Origin of the sequence: Micromonospora sp. NPDC005553 (genome assembly GCF_042871765.1) — a bacterium.
Lineage (GTDB): Bacteria > Actinomycetota > Actinomycetes > Mycobacteriales > Micromonosporaceae > Micromonospora.
Genome location: NZ_JBIAJD010000005.1, coordinates 1 through 17742, shown reverse-complemented (window position 1 = coordinate 17742; position 17742 = coordinate 1). Strand labels below are relative to the sequence as shown.

Sequence of the window (17742 nt, the reverse complement as noted above, 5' to 3'; positions counted from 1 at the left end):
CCGCCGTGCTGATCTGGATCGTGCTCGCGGTGGTGCTGCTACCCCTCGTGGTGCTCGCGTTGGCCGTTCGCCCAGTGCTGGCCCGGCTGCCCCGACTGCGCCGCGCCGCCGTGGCGTTGCAGCGGCGTGCCGCCGAGGCCGAGGCGCTGCGGGACACCGCCGAGGCGCTGCAACAGCGTGCCGAGGAAGTCCAACGTCGGCTCGACACCACGTCCCAGCGACTCGCGGTGATCAAGGCCAAGCGCGGCTGATCGGGTACGCGCCCGGCGATGGTTGACGGATCATCGCGGGTTGGTCAAGACTTCACCCTTCCGCCCAGACCACCACCACCCAGCGGGTGGCGGGCAGCCGATCCGCACGTACGATGGGCTGCGTACCACCCCCCGGACACAGAGCGACTGGAGCTTCTCATGGGTGCCCTCAAGCCGTGGCACATCGCTGTTCTCGTGGTTGTGCTGATCCTGCTCTTCGGTGCGAAGCGGCTCCCCGACGCGGCCCGTTCGCTGGGTCGGTCGCTGCGGATCATCAAGGCCGAGACGAAGAGCCTGCAGGATGACGACCGCGACCTCGCCGAGAAGGCCGACGCGCAGGCCGGCTACCAGCCGCTGCCGCCGCACACCGGCCAGCAGGCGCCGTACACCGGCCAGCCGCAGCAGGCCCCGTACCAGCAGGCCCCGCCGCAGCAGCCGGTCGTCGACCCGGTGCACCGCGTCCGCGACAACTGACCGAAGGGCCCCACTCCCGTGGCCTTCGCACTGCGTAAACGCGGCCCCAAGTCGTTCGAACGGGCCGCCGACGGCTCGATGACGCTCATCGAGCACGTTCGTGAGCTGCGCAACCGTCTGTTCCGCGCGTCCGTGGCGATCCTCATCGGGTTCGGCTTCGGTTTCTGGTTGGCCAAGCCGGTGCTGCACCTGCTCCAGCAGCCCTACTGTGACCTGCCGCAGGCCCGATATGTCGACGGCAAGTGCGAGTTCGTGCAGCTCGGCCCGGCCGACCTGTTCCTGCTCAACCTGAAGGTCGCGCTCTGGGTCGGGTTGATCGTGGCCGCGCCGATCTGGCTGTACCAGCTCTGGGCGTTCATCGCGCCCGGCCTGCACCGGCACGAGCGGCGCTACGCGTACTTCTTCACTGCCCTCGCCGCGCCGCTGTTCGCGGCCGGTGCGGTGCTGGCGTACTTCGTCACGGCCAAGGGCCTGGAGTTCCTGCTCAGCATCTCGGACAGCGAGATCAGCACGACCTTGGAGATCACCAAGTACATCTCCTTCGTCACCAACCTGATCCTGTTGTTCGGCGTGGCCTTCGAGTTCCCGCTCGTCGTGCTGATGCTCAACTTCGTGGGCATCGCCAGCGCGAAGCGGTTGCTCAGCTGGTGGCGGGTGGCGATCTTCGTGTTCTTCGCGTTCTCCGCCGTGGTCACCCCGACGCCGGACCCGTTCGGAATGACGGCCCTGGCGATCTGCCTCTCCGCTCTCTACTTCGGTGCGGTGGGCGTCGCCTTCCTCAACGACAAGCGGCGTGGGCGCGGCAAGGAGATCTACGCCGGCATCGACGACGACGAGGTGTCGCCGTTGGAGTTCGACGCGGACCCGGTCGTGGCCGGGCAGCGGGTCGACTCGGCAGCGCCGATCGGCGAACCCGAGCCGATCGCCAAACCGGCGCCGATCGAACGCCGCTACGACGACATGACCTGACGGCTCCGCGCCGACCGGTCCACCGACGCCGTCCCCGTCTTTCGGGGGCGGCGTCGTCGCGTCACCTGCCGCGCAGGCGGCGGAACTGTTGGTGACGGCACCTGCCCCTGGGGAACGGCGGTTGTCCGACCGGTACGGTGCTGCCCGTGACCGAAGACGACCACCTGCCCGGCCCGGTCGCCGGCGAACCCGTCGACCGCGCCCCGCTCGCCGGTGGGCCGGTGGCAGTGCTCACGAACCCGTCCGCCGGTCGGGGACGGTACAGCGCACTGCTGCCCCGGTTGTTGGACGGGCTGGCCGACGCGGGTCGGCCACTTCGAGTGCTGTCGGCGTCCACCCCGGGCGAGGCGGAGGCGGCCTGCCGTCAGGCGGTCGCGGACGGCGCGGGTGCGCTGGTGGCGGTCGGTGGGGACGGCACCGTGCACCGCGCGTTGCAGGCGGTCGCCGGGACCGACGTGCCGTTCGGCCCGATCCCGGCCGGCACCGGCAACGACTTCGCAGTGGACACCGGCTTTCCGGCCGACCCCCTCGCTGCGGCGGCGGTGATCGCCGAGGCGGTACGCGACGGCCGCAGTCAACCGGTCGACCTGGCCCGGATGGTGGGAGTCGACGGCGTCGAGCGCTGGTACGGGGCGGTCCTCGCGGCCGGCTTCGACGCGATCGTCAACGAGCGGGCCAACCGGATGCGCTGGCCCCGCAGCCCGCGCCGATACGACCTGGCGATCCTGGTCGAGCTGGCCCGGCTGCGCCCACGCCGCTACACGCTGCGCCTCGACGGGGTGCCGCACGACCTGGACGCAGTGCTCGTGGCGGTGGGCAACTGCCCCACGTACGGCGGTGGGATGCGGATCTGCCCCGACGCCGACCCGACCGACGGGCTGCTCGACGTGGTGGTGGCGGGTCGGGTCAACCGGCGCACCCTGATCCGGGTGAAGCCGCGCATCTACCAGGGCACCCACATCAGTCATCCGCTGGTGCGCAGCTTCCGGGCCCGCACCGTGGAGTTGGCGGCCGAGGGCATCACGTCGTACGCCGACGGGGAACGCTCCCTGGAGCTGCCGGTGACGATCAGCGCGGTTCCGGGCGCCGTGCGGCTGCTGCGTTGACCCGTACCGCGCCGATGCTGGCGGCGATCACCAGCACGATGGCGGTGCACTCCAGCACTGTCAACTCCTGCCGCAGCACCAGCCAGCCGGCGAGGGTGGCGACGGCCGGGCCGAGGCTCATCAGCACGGCGAAGGTGGCGGTGGGCATCCGCCGCAGCGCCATCAGCTCCAGGGTGTAGGGCAGCCCGGAGGCGAGCACGGCGAGAGCGGCGCCGAGGGCCAGCACCTGCGGGTCGAGCAGTACCGCGCCGCCGTCGACGATGCCCAGCGGCAGGGTGACCAGCGCGGCGACGGTCAGCGCCAGGGCCAGCCCGTCCGCGCCGGGAAAGCGGCCGCCGACCCGGGCGCTCAGCACGATGTACGCGGCCCACATGGCGCCCGCGCCGAACGCGAAGGCCACCCCGACCGGGTTCAGCCTGTCAAAGCCGCCCTGCCCGAGCAGCGCCACCCCGGCCAGCGCGAGCCCCGCCCAGCCCCAGCTGGCCAGTCGGCGGGCGGAGAACACCGACAGCGCGAGGGGGCCGAGCACCTCGAGCGTCACCGCCGGGCCGAGTGGGATGCGTTCGATGGCCTGGTAGAACAGCGAGTTCATGCCGGCCAGCGCCAGCCCGAACGCGCCGGCCGCCAGCCAGGCCGACCGGTCGTGTCCGCGCAGGCGGGGCCGGCACACGACGAGCAGCAGCACCGCCGCGATGGTCAGCCGCAGGGTCACCGCGCCGGCCACCCCGGTACGCGGGAAGAGCAGCGCGGCCACGGCGGCGCCGAACTGCACCGACAGGGCCCCGCCGAGCACCAGCCCCACCGCGACGACGCCACCGCCCCGGGCTGGTGGCGTTTCTGCCGGTGCCGTCGTGGGCAGCAGGATCTCGGTCACGGGCACGACGGTAGGCCGTCCGCCCTGGCCAACCTGCGGCGGCATCCACCCGCCGACACAGCGGTGGTGTTCGCCGACACGGTGCTACCGACGTACGGTCCCTGGTATGACGAGCGCGATGCGGAAACTATCGATCTCTGTGTCGCCGGACGTGGCTGAGCGCCTGGAGCGGGAGTCCAACGCCAGCGCCTACATCACCCAGGCTGTCCGCGACCGGATGCGGCTGGACGCCCTGGACGCGGAGCTGGCCCACCAGGGCATCCCGATCACCGAGCAGGGTGTGGCCGAGGCTCGCGCCCGCCGGGCGGCAGTGGAGGCCGACCGGTCGCCGGAGCGCCGCAGCGCCCTTCGTGAACTGGCCCGCCAGCACGCGCTGGGAACCGCCGCCGCGACGACCGAACAACCGGCCGCGTGAGCCACGACGCTTCGATCCTCACCGGGGAGGCTCGGTACGGCGATGGCCAGCTACCGGTGATTCACATTGCCGACTGACGGCACACACACCGCCGGTCAGCCTGGCAGGGCGAGGTCGAGCACCGCGCCCAGCCCGTTCTCCCGGCCTGGCTCGGCTGCCGGGAGCACCAGCGCCGAGCAGCCGGCGGCCACCGCGCCCGCGTCCGCCGGGGTGTCACCGACCATCAGGGTCTGCTCCGGGTCGACGCCCAGCATGCCGCAGGCACGCCAGAAGATCGCCGGGTCGGGTTTGCAGCGCCCCACCTCGTACGAGAGCACGAACGCGCCGACCAGGTCGGTCAGCCCCCAGGCGTCGAAATGTGGCCGCAGGTCGAAGCCGATGTTGCTGACCACCGCCACCGGCACCCCGGCATCGCGTAACGCGGTCAGCGTGGGGGCGGTGTCGGTGTACGGCAGCCAGCCCTCGGTGGTCAGCAGCCGCTCGTAGAGCGCGTCGGCAAAGCCGTCGATGCCGGCGTCGACGGTCTCGGCCAGGCCGGTGTACGCGCCCCGGTGGGCGTGTTGGTAGAGGTCCCGGTCGGCCCACAGTTCGGCGAGTCGGGGCGGCACCCGTGCCGGCAGTGGCCCGCCGGCGCGGCCGGCGGTGAGCAGTCGGTCGGCCAGCGAGGTGGCGCGGACGCGGTCCAGTGTGACGCCGCACGACGCCGCGGCCTCCGACACCCACCGCTGGGGGTCCTCCACCTGAGCCAGGGTGCCGTGGAAGTCGAAGAGCACCGCCTTGACAGGGCGTCGGGACGCCCGGCGCTCGGTGGTGCCCGGCGGACTGGTCTGGGGCGGTTCGGCATGGTCCGGCACGCCGTGCACCCTACCGACCGCCCCCGACCGCGCCTCCGGACGGCCTTGTGGGGTGACATGACGCGGCACGCACTAATCTTGGTGCCATGTCGAGCCCCGCCGAGCGGTACGCAGCGGCGCGCCGCAAGGCCGCACAAGCCGCACAGTTTCCGGCGCTGGACGAGTTCGCCCTCGAGTTGGGGTTCGACCTCGACGACTTCCAGCGGGAGGCGTGCCAGTCGCTGGAGCGGGGCAGCGGTGTGCTGGTCTGCGCTCCCACCGGCGCCGGTAAGACGGTGGTCGGGGAGTTCGCCGTCCACCTCGCGTTGCGGGGTCGACCCGACGACCCGGCGCCCGCCGCCGACGCGACGACCCCACCGGTGCGACGCAAGTGCTTCTACACCACCCCGATCAAGGCGCTGTCCAACCAGAAGTACCACGACCTGGTCGCCCGGTACGGCGCCGAGCAGGTCGGCCTGCTGACCGGCGACAACGCGATCAACGGCGACGCGCCGGTGGTGGTGATGACCACCGAGGTGCTGCGCAACATGCTCTACGCGGGCTCCAGCACCCTCCAGGGCCTCGCGTACGTGGTGATGGACGAGGTGCACTACCTGGCTGACCGGTTCCGCGGTGGGGTCTGGGAAGAGGTGATCATCCACCTGCCGGCTTCGGTAACCCTGGTCTCGTTGTCGGCGACGGTCTCCAACGCCGAGGAGTTCGCCGACTGGCTGGTCACCGTGCGCGGCGAGACCGCCGTGGTGGTCAGTGAGCACCGGCCGGTGCCGTTGTGGCAGCACATGCTGGTCGGCAAGCGGATGTTCGACCTGTTCCACGACTCCGACGCCGCCCGCAAGCACGACGTGCACCCGGAATTGCTGCGCTACACCCGGGAGACCGCGCGGCGGCTGGAGTTGGGTGAGGGGCGCAGCGCCGGACCCGGCGCCGGCCGGCGCGGCCCGCGTTGGCGTGGCCCGTTGCGCCCGGACATCGTCGACCGGCTGGACCGGGAGGGTCTGCTACCGGCGATCCTGTTCATCTTCAGCCGGGCCGGTTGCGCCGCCGCGGTGCAGCAGTGCCTCGCCGCCGGGCTGCGGCTCACCTCGGCGGAGGAACGGGCCGAGATCCGCCGGGTCGTCGAGTCGCGGGTCACCGCCATTCCCGGCGAGGACCTGTCGGTCCTGGGCTACTGGGAGTGGCTCGACGGCCTGGAACGCGGCCTGGCCGCCCACCACGCCGGCATGCTGCCGGTGTTCAAGGAGGTCGTCGAGGAGCTGTTCGTCCGCGGCCTGGTCAAGGCGGTCTTCGCCACCGAGACGCTGGCGTTGGGCATCAACATGCCGGCGCGCTGCGTGGTGCTTGAACGGCTGGTCAAGTACAACGGCGAGGCGCACGTCGACCTGACCCCGGGGGAGTACACCCAGCTCACCGGGCGTGCCGGCCGCCGAGGCATCGATGTGGAGGGGCACGCCGTCGTGGTGTGGTCCCCGGAGACCGACCCACGGCACGTGGCCGGGCTCGCGTCCACCCGCACCTATCCGCTGCGCTCCAGCTTCCGGCCGTCGTACAACATGGCGGTGAACCTGGTCGGGACGGTCGGCGCGGAGCCGGCCCGGGCGCTGCTGGAGTCCTCGTTCGCCCAGTTCCAGGCGGACCGGTCGGTGGTCGGCCTGGCCCGGCAGGTGCAGCGCAACACCGAGACCATCGAGGCGTACGGCGCGGAGGCGGCCTGCCACCACGGCGACTTCGACGAGTACTTCGCGCTGCGGGTGGCGATCGCCGATCGGGAGAAGGCGATCGCCCGGCAGGGGCAGACCCAGCGCAAGGCCGCCGCGGTGGCCTCGCTGGAGCGGCTGCGGGTCGGCGACGTGATCCGGGTGCCGTCGGGCCGGCGGGCTGGGCTGGCCGTGGTGTTGGACCCGGCGACCGGTGGGTTCGGTGAGCCCCGTCCGTTGGTGCTCACCCAGGACCGTTGGGCCGGGCGGGTCAGCCCCGGCGACTTCACCACTCCGGCCGAGGTGTTGGCCCGGATCCGGGTGCCCAAACACTTCAACCACCGGTCCCCGGGCGCCCGGCGGGATCTCGCCGCCGAGGTCAGCGGCACCGGCCTGGATCGGCACGCGGGCCGACGCGGGGGCCGTTCCCGGGAGGCGACCGGCGAGGACCACCAGATCACCCAGCTCCGCAGCGAGCTGCGTCACCACCCCTGCCACGCCTGCCCGGAGCGCGAGGATCACGCCCGCTGGGCGGAGCGGCGTCGGCGGCTGGAGCGCGACACCGAGGAGCTGCGCGAGCGAGTCAGTGGTCGTACCGGGTCCCTCGCGCGAACGTTCGACCGGATCGTGGCGCTGCTGACGGAGCGTGGCTACCTCGCCCGCGACGGCGCGGTCACCGACGCCGGTCGGATGCTGGGCCGGATCTGGACCGAGGCGGACCTGCTGGTCGCCGAGTGCCTGCGCCGGGGGGTGTGGAACGGGCTGTCCCCGGCCGAGCTGGCCGCGGCGGTGTCGGTGGTGGTGTTCGAGGCGCGCCGCGATGTCGACGAGAGGGCGTCGCTGCCGCGCGGGCCGGTGGCCGACGCGGTGGACGAGACGCTGAAGCTGTGGGGGGAGATCGAGGCCGACGAGGCTGCGCGAGGGCTGACGGCGACCCGGGAGCCGGATCTCGGTTTCGCCTGGCCCGTCTACCGGTGGGCCCGGGGGGAGGCGCTGGCGAAGGTGCTCGGCAGCGGTCACGAGATCGATGGTGAGATGCCCGCCGGTGACTTCGTCCGGTGGGCCCGACAGGTCGTCGATCTGCTCGGTCAGATTGCCGACTCGGGTGGTGCCGCAACGGAGCTGCGGTCGACAGCTCGACAGGCTATAGCGGCCGTCAATCGAGGCGTTCTCGCGTACCACACGTCAGCGTGATAGTTACACCCAGTAACTTCTGTCGGGTAAATCGACGCAGCGGACGGTTACCTGAACGGCACCCCTCGAATAGCCCGGGGGGCCTATTGCGCCTGATCAAAGCACCCCTGATCATTGCCGGGGCGTCTTGTTGACGCATCGGTAACGAATGGGGAGAAAGCCGCCGTGGCGGAAATCAATCACTTTGAGTACGGGTGGATCACGCCCGCGTTGAGTTACGCGCTGTCCGTGCTCGGCTCGATCCTCGGCCTGGTCTGCGCCGGGCGCATCCGTACGGCCCGGACGAACGGCCAGCGGGCGTGGTGGGGTCTGCTGTCGGCCTGGGCGCTGGGCGGCACCGCCATCTGGGCGATGCACTTCATGGCCATGCTCGGCTTCGCCGTCGAGAACACCCGGATCCGCTACGACGTGCCGCTGACCGCGGCCAGCACGGTCATCGCCGTGGTGGCGGTCGGTATCGGCCTGGCCATCGTGGGCACCGGCCGGCTGAACCCGGTACGACTGATCGCCGGCGGTGTCTTCACCGGCGTCGGCGTGGCCTCCATGCACTACACCGGCATGGCCGCCATGCGCCTCAACGGCACCCTCGGCTACGACACGGTCCGGGTCGTGCTCTCGGTGGTCATCGCCGTGGTGGCGTCCACCGTCGCGCTGTGGCTCGCGATGACCGTCCGGCGGGGCTTGGCGATCTTCGCCTCCGCGCTGGTCATGGGGATCGCCGTCAACGGGATGCACTTCACCGGCATGAGCGCCCTGTCGGTGCACCGCCACGAGCGGGCGGGCGAGGTGACCGGCGCCGGGGTGAGCACCCTGCTGGTGCCGATCGTGCTGGCGGTGATCTTCGGGGTGGTCGGTCTGCTCTACGCGCTGCTCGCCGCTCCGACCGACGACGACCGGGCCGCCACCGCGTACCTGAACGGGCTGCGGCTCTCGGAGCCGCCGGCCCCGGCGCCCACCCCTGCCCCCGACCCGGTCGGGTTGCGCGCCCGCTCCACCCTCGGCCAGCCCGGCACCCCGTTCCCGTCCCGCCGGGACACGCCGCCGCGCTGACGCCGTGCGGCCGGCCCGCGCCGCGTTGCCGGCGACCTCGGGGATCCGGCCGTCCCGTGCCCGGACGGAGGCGGATCAGGCCGGCCGCCGGACGGGACGGCTGCTGTTGATCGTGAGGGTGACCAGCAGCCCGGGGTGGTCGGTCGTCCCGTCCATGGGCACCTGGCTGCGACAGCAGAGGGTGATGTCGGCGGTCGACGTGACGTGTTGCAGTCGGCCATCGTCGACCCGCTGATGGCCAGGTGGGATGCAGGACCGCACGTCGCGGTCGGGGCCGGCGCGCAGGTTGAGGTCGCCGCCGAGCACGGTCGGCTCGTACCCGGCGTCGCGGCTGATCGTCGGCAGGATGGTGCCGAGCAGGTGCTCGCACTGCGCGAGCGCGACGCGGTAGCCGCCGCTGGCCGACAGGTGCGTGGTGCAGGCGAGCAGGGCGCGGTCGACGTCGACGCAGAGCCAGGCGCGTTCCTCGGGGTCCGCGAGGTCCTGCGTGGGATGGGTTCCGGCGTACACGGTGCTCGGTGTGCCCGGCGTCCGCAGGTGGGCCAGTAACCCGATGCCGAACCGTTGGCCGTTGCGGCAGCGGGTGTCGTCGCCGCTCGGGCGGTCGCCGGCTGCCTGGAACGCGGCCACCACGCGCTGGCCAGGATGGACGGTTTGGAACACCCGGCGCAGGGCCGGCAGGTCGCCCGCGCAGATCTCGTTGAGGGTGACCAGGTCGGGCGCCTCGGCGGTGATCACCTCCGCGGCCCTGGCCATCGCGCGGCCGGTGTAGCAGCCGGCGAGGCCACTGTTGCAGAGGTTCATCTGCAGCATCCGCAGGACCGTGGGCTGCGCGACGCCGGTGGGCGCGGCCGGCGGTGCGACCGGCGGTGCGGCCTGCGGGTTGGCGGGCAGTGCGGCGGCGGCGAGGATGCAGCCCACGGCCAGGGTTCGGCGCAGGAACCGGTACGGACGGGCGGCCACACAAACTCCGGGGTGCACGAGGCGACAGTCGTCGCCGAGGTGCCAGTGATCCTACTGGCGGCCGAATCGACGATCGAGATCCCAGGAGCGGTGGGCCGAGGGGGCACCCGTGCGGCGGGTGCCCCCTCGGGTCGCTCAGTGGGCGCGGACCGCGACCGCCGTGTAGGGCGTGGTGGGGGTCGGCGGTGTGGTGAACCGGGCGTTGGGCAGGTAGAGCCGGCCCAGCGCCTCGGCCACGGTGGTGGGTACGTCGAAGTGCGGATCGGTGATGGTGCCGGTCAGCGCTCCGGCGGTGCCGGCGTGGTTCAGCCGGACCACCGCGATCTGGTTGAGGCGGTTCTGCACGACGTAAAGGGTGCGGCCGAGCAGGAGAAGCCCGTCGCCGTTGGTGAAGGTGTGGCCCGGCACGTCCACGACGGTGCTCGCCCCGGTCGCCGGGTCGACACGGTACAGCGTGCCGGTGGAGGACTGGACGACGATCAACGCCCGGCCGTCGGGTGTGGTGGCGATGCCGTTGAGGTTCACCCCCGTGCCGACCTGCTCGTACGCGCCGGTCAGCGCGATCGTGGTGAAGGCGTCGGCGGGCGGCAGCGCGCCACCGCGACCGAGCGGCAGCCGGTAGAGCACCGGCCGGTTCGAGTCGGTGAAGTATGCCGCGTCGCGGGTCAGCACGACGTCGTTGACGAACGTCGGGGCGGTGGCGAACTGGTAGCGGGCCAGCACCTTGCCGGTACGGGTGTCGAGCACGCGAGCGTCGCCAGCCGTGCCACCGGAGACGAAGAGCCTGCCACGTGTGTCGACCTTGAGGCCGAGCGACGGCGTGCCGGTGGCCGCGCCGATCGTCGTGCCCCGGCCGGTGACCAGGTCGACGCGCTGGATGGCACCGGTGGCGCGGGAGCCGAAGTAGGCGTACCGGCCGGCGGTGGCGATGCCCTCGGGCTGGAACCCGTCGGGGAGGGCGAGGACGGCCGGCGGGCGCCCTGCGGGGTGCGCCTGCGCCGGTGCGACGGCGACGGTGACCAGCATGACAGCGGTCAACGCACCGCCGAGCGTGGTGCGGAGGGGGCGGTTCACTGTGCTCCTTCCGGGCGGAAGCGGCACGAGCCGGCACGTCCGCCACGTTCACTGGGGCCAGGACCCTCCCCACTGTACGGCCGCTGGCGGGCGCCCGCCCGGCGTCACCGGCGCGGCCTTCGGGTGACCGCGCCGGTGAGCCCGTCGAGCGGGGCGGAGGTCAGGCGTTGCGGACCAGCCTCCACCGGTTGTCCGCGCTGCCGTTGTCCGGATCCTGCACGGCCTGCGCTCCCCAGGCGGTCGACCCGTTCAGGATTCCGAGCAGCTTGTTGCTGTTGACGTTGCGGATCTTGTAGGTGCCGTCGCCGTTGTCCACCAGGATCCACCGGTGATCGGCGGTGCCGTTGTCGGCCCACTGGAGGACCCGGGCGTTGTCGGCGGTGGACATGTTCTCCACGCCCAGGACCTTGCCGCTGTTGACGTTGCGGAACCGGACGGCGTTGCCGTCGGTGATGACCACCCAGTTGTGGTCCGCGGTGCCGCTGTCGCTCCACTGCACGGCCAGGCCACCGTCGGCGGTGGACATGTTCTGGATACCGAGGACCAGCCCGGTGCCGACGTTGACCAGTCGGTAGCTGCCGCCGGTGCCGCCGCTTCCGCTGGTGTTCCAGTAGACCGTGTAGTTGAAGCCGTGGGCGTCGTGGAAGGGGCCGAGGTTCACTGTGGACCCGTTGGCGCTCGCGGAGAACGCGAGTGAGCTGGTGCTGGTCCGGGTGATCGAGGAGACGGTGATGGTCGGCGGGGCGCTCAGCGCCGTGTTGCCGTAGTTGCCGGCCAGCACCGCCGGGCCGTACATGATCGCGCCGATGGTGGCGTTGTCGTTGGCGGCCCGGACGGCGACCTGCATCGGCAGCCGAACGGTGATGGTGTCACCTGCGGCCCAGGTGCGCGTGACAGTGGCGTAGCTGCCCGGGGTGGTGGCCACGTTCTCCACAGTGCCGTTGACGGCGATCGTCGCGCCGCTGGTCCAGGACGGGATCCGCACCCGGATGCTCCACGAGCCGCTCATCGAGCCACTGAGGGTGAGGGTGCTGGTGTCACTGACCGGGAAGTTGGTGCTCTGGGTGACAGTGATGCCGCGTTGCGTCCAGTCCAGCACCGACGGCGCGAACAGGTTCACACTCAGCGTGGTCCCGTTGTAGAAGTAGATGGAGTCCATCAACCTCGTGTTGATTTCCAGGCCGGTGCCCTGGCAGCACCAGAACGAGTTGTAGTCGGTGCTCCAGGTGCCGCCACCCCACGCCGGGCCCACGCCCCGACGACCGCCCGGCCGCAGCGGGGTGAAGTAGGTGATGTGGCCGTGGCTGTCGGCCGGGTTCTGCCCGCCGATCAGGTGGTTGATCAGCGCGCGCTCGTAGAAGTCGAAGTAGTCCGCCCGGCTCGGGTCGAGCAGCCACAGCTCCCGGGTCAGTTTGAGCATGTTGTGCGTGTTGCACTGCTCGCAGGTGTCGTTGCTGAGGTAGCCGGCGATGGCGTTCGGTGCCCGGAAGTGCTCCGCCTGGCTGTTGCCGCCGATGGCGTAGGTGTGCGCGCCCACGGTGATGCGCCACGCGTTGCTGGCGATGTCCCGGTAACGGGTGGTCCCGGTGGCCTTGTACTCCCGGGCGGCGCCGATCCACTTGGGCACCTGCGTGTTGGCGTGCAGCCCGTTGAGCTGGTCCTGGTTGGCGGCCAGGGGATTGAACACGGCGGCGTGGTCGAACCGCTGGGCGGTGGCGAGCCACCGGGAGTCGCCGGTCTGCTGGTAGATGTCGGCGAGCACGTCGTTCATGCCACCGAACTCGGTGCCCAGCATCGATTGCATCTGGCTGGAGCTCAGCCGGGCCGTCCGGGTGTCGACCCAGCCGGCGAGGGCCAGCAGCACCGTACGGGCCTGCGTGTTGCCGATGTAACGCCAGACGTCGAGGAGACCGGCGAGGGTCTTGTGGATGCAGTAGTAGGGCACGTTGCCGTTGGACAGCGTCCGTGCCTCCAGCGCGGTGAAGTCGGACTCCGGAAAGCCGGAGAGGTAACCCGCGCCGAATCCGGCGGCACCGTTGTTCGCCTGGCACTTGGCCAGCTCGGCGACCATGTAGTTCGCCTTGTCCCGGCAGGTGGTGTCGCCCAGCACCGCGTACGCGTACGCCCAGGCGCTCAGGAAGTGACCCTGCATGTGGGTCCGGAACGGGAAGTTCGGCGCGTCCCAGCCCCCGTTGGTGGCGGCGCCGTTCGTGGACAGCCGGTGGTTGGCGCGGAAGTTGTAGAGCATCCGGTCGACGTCGACGAACCGCAGGTAGTTCAGCGTTCGTGTCTGGTTGTCCATCCAACGACCGGCGGTGAGTCGTACCTGGCCCGGGTCGAATCCGTACGCCGAGACGCCGATGTCGGACCGGGCCGGGGGCACGATGGCGGCGGACGCGCTTGCGGGGGAGACGGCGACGCCGGTCGCGGAGACCACCACGGTGGCTCCGGCGGCCTGAAGCAGGTGGCGGCGGCTGAGGGGCAGGGATGGCATGGGGAACCTCCAGGTGGCCGGGTACGTCGGGGCCGCCATCGATGGCGGTGGGTCGTCGGCGGCAAAAGGGGCCGACGCCGGGTGCGGTGTGGTGGGTGGGACGTGGGTCGCCGTGGACGCCGGGTGCCCACCCCTGCGCTTATCGCGGCACATCGATGTGATCGCTAACATAGTTCGTCGTTAACACGCCCGCAACCCCCGGAGTGTCTGGTCGACCCATTTTCGCGACGACCTGGCCCGTGGTCGTCCGGTCCGGTGGCGGTTGTGGTCCGAAACGGACATCCACCGGGCTCGCGATCATCGAAGCGTTGCGGTGAGTGACCGTTGCCGGTGGCTTCCCCTCCGTTGACGCCCGTCCGGTCGCTCAGTACCGTGCATCGTAAATCTTCGATGTCCACGTTGATACCTCAATGCTGCGATGGGGTTACGACGGTCATCCAGCGCCACGAAAAAATCCAGGCCAGATAGGGGAGGGAGGCATTGGCGAAAAGCTGTTAGCGCTAACACGGCCGCCGGTCGTGCTTCCCGGCGCGCGAACCACAAGCCCGTTCGAGCGGCCACCACAGCGGTGGCTCCCCCCGTCAAGCACCGCGCACTCTCTGTGGGAGTAATCGTGAACGTGAAGGATCGAACCGCAACCCGGGCCGCTCGCCGGACCAGGCGAGCCGTCGCCTGGCTGGCCAGCATGGCCTGCCTCCTCGCACTGATCCCGGGTACGGCCAGGGCCGACAACCCCATCGTCCAGAACATCTACACCGCCGACCCGGCGCCGATGGTGCACAACGGTCGGGTCTACCTCTACACCGGACACGACGAGGACGGATCCACCTACTTCACCATGCGCGAATGGCGGGTGTACTCGTCCGCCGACATGGTGAACTGGACCGATCACGGCTCGCCGATGAATCTGGCGACGTTCGCGTGGGCGGACGCCAACGCGTGGGCCGGGCAGGTTATCGCGCGTAACGGAAAGTTCTACTGGTACGTGCCGGTGCGTCAGCGCTCCAACGGGCAGATGGTCATCGGCGTCGGTGTGGCGGACAGCCCGACCGGGCCGTTCCGCGACGCGCTCGGCCGGCCGCTTGTCGGCAACAACGAGATCGACCCGACCGTCTTTGTCGACGACGACGGGCAGGCGTACCTGTACTGGGGGAACCCGGGTCTGTGGTACGTGAAGTTGAACCCGGACATGATTTCGTTCTCCGGCAGCGCGACACGCATTCCACTCACGACCGCGGGGTTCGGTACCCGTAACGGTAATGCGAGTCGGCCGACGCTGTACGAGGAGGGGCCGTGGGTGTTCAAACGCAACGGGTTGTACTACAACGTGTTCGCGGCGGAATGCTGCTCCGAATTCATCGCGTACTCCACGGCTACGGGACCGACGGGGCCGTGGACATATCGGGGAACGATCATGCCGCGGCAGGGAGCAAGTTTCACCAATCACGCGGGTGTGATCGACTTCCAGGGCGGTTCGTATTTCTTCTATCACAACGGGGCGTTGCCCGGTGGTAGCGGTTACACCCGTTCGGTAGCGGTGGAGAAGTTCACCTACACCAGCAGCGGCATGTTCCCGACAATCAACATGACCACCACTGGGGCGCCGCAGGTGGGCACCCTGAACCCGTACGTGCGGCAGGAGGCCGAGACGATCGCCTGGGGCTCGGGGATCGAGACCGAGGTGTCCAGCGAGGGCGGGATGAACGTCGGCTGGATCGAGAACGGCGACCACATCAAGGTCAAGGGTGTCGCGTTCGGCGCGGGTGCGACCTCGTTCAGCGCCCGGGTCGCGTCGGCCACCAGCGGCGGGCGGATCGAGGTCCGCCTCGACAGCGCCAACGGCCCGACCGTGGGCACCTGCACCGTGGGGGGCACCGGCGGCTGGCAGACCTGGAGCACCACCACCTGCGCGATCAGCGGAGCGACCGGCACCCATGATCTCTACCTGCGCTTCGCCGGCGGCAGCGGCAACCTGTTCAACATCAACTGGTGGCAGTTCGGCGGTACCGGCGGCACCGTCACCAACCTGCTCACCAACGGCGACGTGGAGAACGGCACGACGGGCTGGGGAGTGCACGGCAGCGGCACGCTCTCCCGCAACACGAGCGTGGCGCACGGTGGCAGCGGGTCGCTGTCGATCACCGGCCGGACCGGTGCCTGGAACGGTCCCGGTCAGGACGTGACCGCCAAGCTCACCAACGGCAGGAGCTACACCACGAACGTCTGGGTACGCGCACAGGGCGGCACCCCGTCGGCGAAGGCGACACTGTCGCTGACCGCGAACGGCACGACGAACTACCTCCAGCTGACGCCGGCTGTGGGAGTGAACGTCAACGGCTGGACCCTGCTCACCGGCACCACGACAGTGTCGTGGAGCGGCACGCTGACCAGCGCCACCTTCTACGTCGAGACGGCCGAGGGCACCGACAGCCTCCTGGTCGACGACGCCTCGTTGCAGTGACTGTCGCTGCCGGGGCCGTGCTCGGCACGGCTCCGGCAGCACGGCGACCGGCCGACCACCGTGACGGAGCGACAGGTTTCCCGGCGCTGTTGGTTACGACTTGACGAACGGCATGTTATCGCTCACAGTCGATGGTTGAGGGCAGCCGCACCTGTGGTTCACCGGGCGAACCTGCTGTGGCACCTCGACCCGTGACGTCCGCCCAGGGCATGCCGGACGTCGGGTCAGGACTCCCCGCACCGCTGCCGCGACGGCGATCGTTGCTGACATCCCCCCGTGTCGCAGAAGCGGCTCCGGGCGTGCGTCTCCATCGCTGCACCACCACAGAGAAGGAATCCGCATGAATCACAGAAGAGCCCTGCGAGCGGCGGTGACCATCGCCGTTACCGGCGCCCTCGCCGCAGGCATGACGATGACGCTGACCTCCACGGCCAGCGCCGGCACGACCCTCCGGGCCTCGGCGGCCGAGAAGGGCCGTTACTTCGGCGCGGCCGTCGCGACGAACAAGCTCTCCACCAGCGTCTACACGACCATCCTGAACCGTGAGTTCAACAGTGTCGTGGCCGAGAACGAGATGAAGTGGGACGCCACCGAGCCGCAGCAGGGTCGGTTCAGCTACACCGGTGGTGATCGTCTGGTCAGTCACGCGCAGGCCAACGGCATGAGCGTGCGGGGTCACGCGCTCTTGTGGCACCAGCAGGAGCCGGGTTGGGCCCAGGGTATGTCGGGCAGCGCGTTGCGCAGCGCGATGATCAACCACGTTACGCAGGTGGCGACGCACTTCCGCGGGAAGATCTACGCCTGGGACGTGGTGAACGAGGCGTTCGCCGACGGCGGCAGCGGCGGGCGGCGTGACTCGAACTTGCAGCGCACCGGCAACGACTGGATCGAGGCGGCCTTCCGGGCGGCGCGGGCGGCGGATCCGGGTGCGAAGTTGTGTTACAACGACTACAACACCGACGGGGTCAACGCGAAGTCGACCGGGATCTACAACATGGTGCGGGACTTCAAGTCCCGTGGCGTGCCGATCGACTGCGTGGGTTTCCAGTCGCACCTGGGCACCTCGCTGGCCGGTGACTACCAGGCCAACCTGCAGCGGTTCGCCGACCTCGGCGTGGACGTCCAGATCACCGAGCTGGACGTGATGACCGGCGGCAACCAGGCCAACATCTACGGCGCCGTCACCCGCGCCTGCATGAACGTCTCGCGCTGCACCGGCATCACGGTGTGGGGTGTGCGGGACTGTGACTCGTGGCGTGGTTCGGACAACGCGCTGCTGTTCGACTGCAACGGCAACAAGAAGGCCGCGTACACCAACGTTCTGAACGCCCTCAATGCGGGCCCGGCCATCCCCACCACGCCGCCGCCGACCGACCCGCCGCCGACGACGCCCCCGCCCACCGACCCGCCGCCCACGACCCCGCCGCCGACCACCGGGGGTTGCTCGGCGTCGGTGTCACTGAACTCGTGGAACGGCGGGTTCGTGGCCACCGTGAAGGTGACCGCCGGCTCCGCCGGCACGAGCGGGTGGAACGTCGGTGTCACCCTCGCGAGTGGTGCCAGTGTCACGAACACCTGGAGCGCGACGGCCAGTGGCTCGACCGGCACTGTGCGGTTCGCCAACGTGGACTACAACGGCCGCCTCGGCGCGGGTCAGGTCACCGAGTTCGGTTTCCAGGGCACGGGCAGTGGGGCCGGCATCACGCCCACCTGCACCGCCTCCTGACAACGACTGACTGACCGCACAGCGTCGGGCGGGGGGGGGGGGGGCGCCCGGGGGCCCCCCCCCCCCCCCCGGGGGGGGGGGGGGGTAACCCCCCCCCCCCCCCCCCCCCCGGGGGCGGGGGGGGGCCCCCCCCCGGGGGCGGG

The 17742-nt window shown here is 70.6% G+C and carries 14 protein-coding genes; 9 read left to right on the top strand and 5 right to left on the bottom strand.

Annotated features, from left to right (window positions below; translation table 11 throughout):
* Window positions 1-5 precede the first annotated feature (5 nt).
* The 4 genes from ACFYPG_RS20785 (at window position 6) to ACFYPG_RS20770 (ending at window position 2800) form a co-directional block, all read left to right on the top strand.
* Window positions 6-251 carry a hypothetical protein gene (locus ACFYPG_RS20785; protein ID WP_357201176.1) on the top strand — a complete coding sequence of 82 codons (246 nt, stop codon included), beginning with the start codon at window positions 6-8 and terminating at the stop codon, window positions 249-251.
* 159 nt (window positions 252-410) lie between these two features.
* Complete coding sequence (gene tatA, locus ACFYPG_RS20780) at window positions 411-725, top strand: Sec-independent protein translocase subunit TatA (protein ID WP_387353479.1); 315 nt, start codon at window positions 411-413, stop codon at window positions 723-725.
* Window positions 726-743: 18 nt separating this feature from the next.
* Complete coding sequence (tatC, locus tag ACFYPG_RS20775) at window positions 744-1694, top strand: twin-arginine translocase subunit TatC (RefSeq protein WP_355007963.1); 951 nt, start codon at window positions 744-746, stop codon at window positions 1692-1694.
* 164 nt (window positions 1695-1858) lie between these two features.
* Window positions 1859-2800, top strand: a complete 942-nt coding sequence (locus ACFYPG_RS20770; protein ID WP_387353926.1) for a diacylglycerol kinase family protein — start codon at window positions 1859-1861, stop codon at window positions 2798-2800.
* On the opposite strand, the gene ACFYPG_RS20765 is transcribed toward ACFYPG_RS20770, so the two are convergent.
* Window positions 2763-3674, bottom strand: coding sequence for a DMT family transporter (locus ACFYPG_RS20765; RefSeq protein ID WP_387353477.1), 912 nt, complete (start codon window positions 3672-3674; stop codon window positions 2763-2765). The genes ACFYPG_RS20770 and ACFYPG_RS20765 overlap by 38 nt on opposite strands.
* A gap of 151 nt (window positions 3675-3825) precedes the next feature.
* Between ACFYPG_RS20765 and ACFYPG_RS20760 the strand changes: the two genes are divergently transcribed.
* Window positions 3826-4089 (top strand): hypothetical protein, encoded by a 264-nt coding sequence (locus tag ACFYPG_RS20760; protein ID WP_387353475.1) that lies wholly within the window; start codon window positions 3826-3828, stop codon window positions 4087-4089.
* A 95-nt stretch (window positions 4090-4184) separates the two neighbouring features.
* Here the strand turns inward: ACFYPG_RS20760 and ACFYPG_RS20755 are convergent, their stop codons facing one another.
* Window positions 4185-4943 carry an HAD-IA family hydrolase gene (locus tag ACFYPG_RS20755; RefSeq protein WP_355007966.1) on the bottom strand — a complete coding sequence of 253 codons (759 nt, stop codon included), beginning with the start codon at window positions 4941-4943 and terminating at the stop codon, window positions 4185-4187.
* 86 nt (window positions 4944-5029) lie between these two features.
* Between ACFYPG_RS20755 and ACFYPG_RS20750 the strand changes: the two genes are divergently transcribed.
* Both ACFYPG_RS20750 and ACFYPG_RS20745 read left to right on the top strand, forming a co-directional pair.
* The gene (locus ACFYPG_RS20750) at window positions 5030-7831 is read left to right on the top strand and encodes a DEAD/DEAH box helicase (RefSeq protein WP_355007967.1); all 2802 of its coding nucleotides are present in this window, start codon (window positions 5030-5032) and stop codon (window positions 7829-7831) included.
* A gap of 165 nt (window positions 7832-7996) precedes the next feature.
* Window positions 7997-8881 carry an MHYT domain-containing protein gene (locus ACFYPG_RS20745; protein ID WP_355007968.1) on the top strand — a complete coding sequence of 295 codons (885 nt, stop codon included), beginning with the start codon at window positions 7997-7999 and terminating at the stop codon, window positions 8879-8881.
* A 75-nt stretch (window positions 8882-8956) separates the two neighbouring features.
* On the opposite strand, the gene ACFYPG_RS20740 is transcribed toward ACFYPG_RS20745, so the two are convergent.
* From ACFYPG_RS20740 to ACFYPG_RS20730, 3 genes are all read right to left on the bottom strand, one after another.
* On the bottom strand, window positions 8957-9844 hold the full coding sequence (locus tag ACFYPG_RS20740) for an endonuclease/exonuclease/phosphatase family protein (protein ID WP_387353473.1): 888 nt from the start codon (window positions 9842-9844) through the stop codon (window positions 8957-8959).
* A gap of 135 nt (window positions 9845-9979) precedes the next feature.
* The gene (locus tag ACFYPG_RS20735; protein WP_387353471.1) at window positions 9980-10918 is read right to left on the bottom strand and encodes an SMP-30/gluconolactonase/LRE family protein; all 939 of its coding nucleotides are present in this window, start codon (window positions 10916-10918) and stop codon (window positions 9980-9982) included.
* Window positions 10919-11078: 160 nt separating this feature from the next.
* Window positions 11079-13412, bottom strand: a complete 2334-nt coding sequence (locus ACFYPG_RS20730; RefSeq protein WP_387353470.1) for a beta-L-arabinofuranosidase domain-containing protein — start codon at window positions 13410-13412, stop codon at window positions 11079-11081.
* Window positions 13413-14097: 685 nt separating this feature from the next.
* Between ACFYPG_RS20730 and ACFYPG_RS20725 the strand changes: the two genes are divergently transcribed.
* Both ACFYPG_RS20725 and ACFYPG_RS20720 read left to right on the top strand, forming a co-directional pair.
* Window positions 14098-15873: a family 43 glycosylhydrolase gene (locus ACFYPG_RS20725; RefSeq protein ID WP_387353925.1), complete on the top strand. Its 1776-nt coding sequence runs from the start codon at window positions 14098-14100 to the stop codon at window positions 15871-15873.
* Between the two features lie 340 nt (window positions 15874-16213).
* Window positions 16214-17599: an endo-1,4-beta-xylanase gene (locus ACFYPG_RS20720; protein ID WP_387353468.1), complete on the top strand. Its 1386-nt coding sequence runs from the start codon at window positions 16214-16216 to the stop codon at window positions 17597-17599.
* Window positions 17600-17742: the final 143 nt, after the last annotated feature.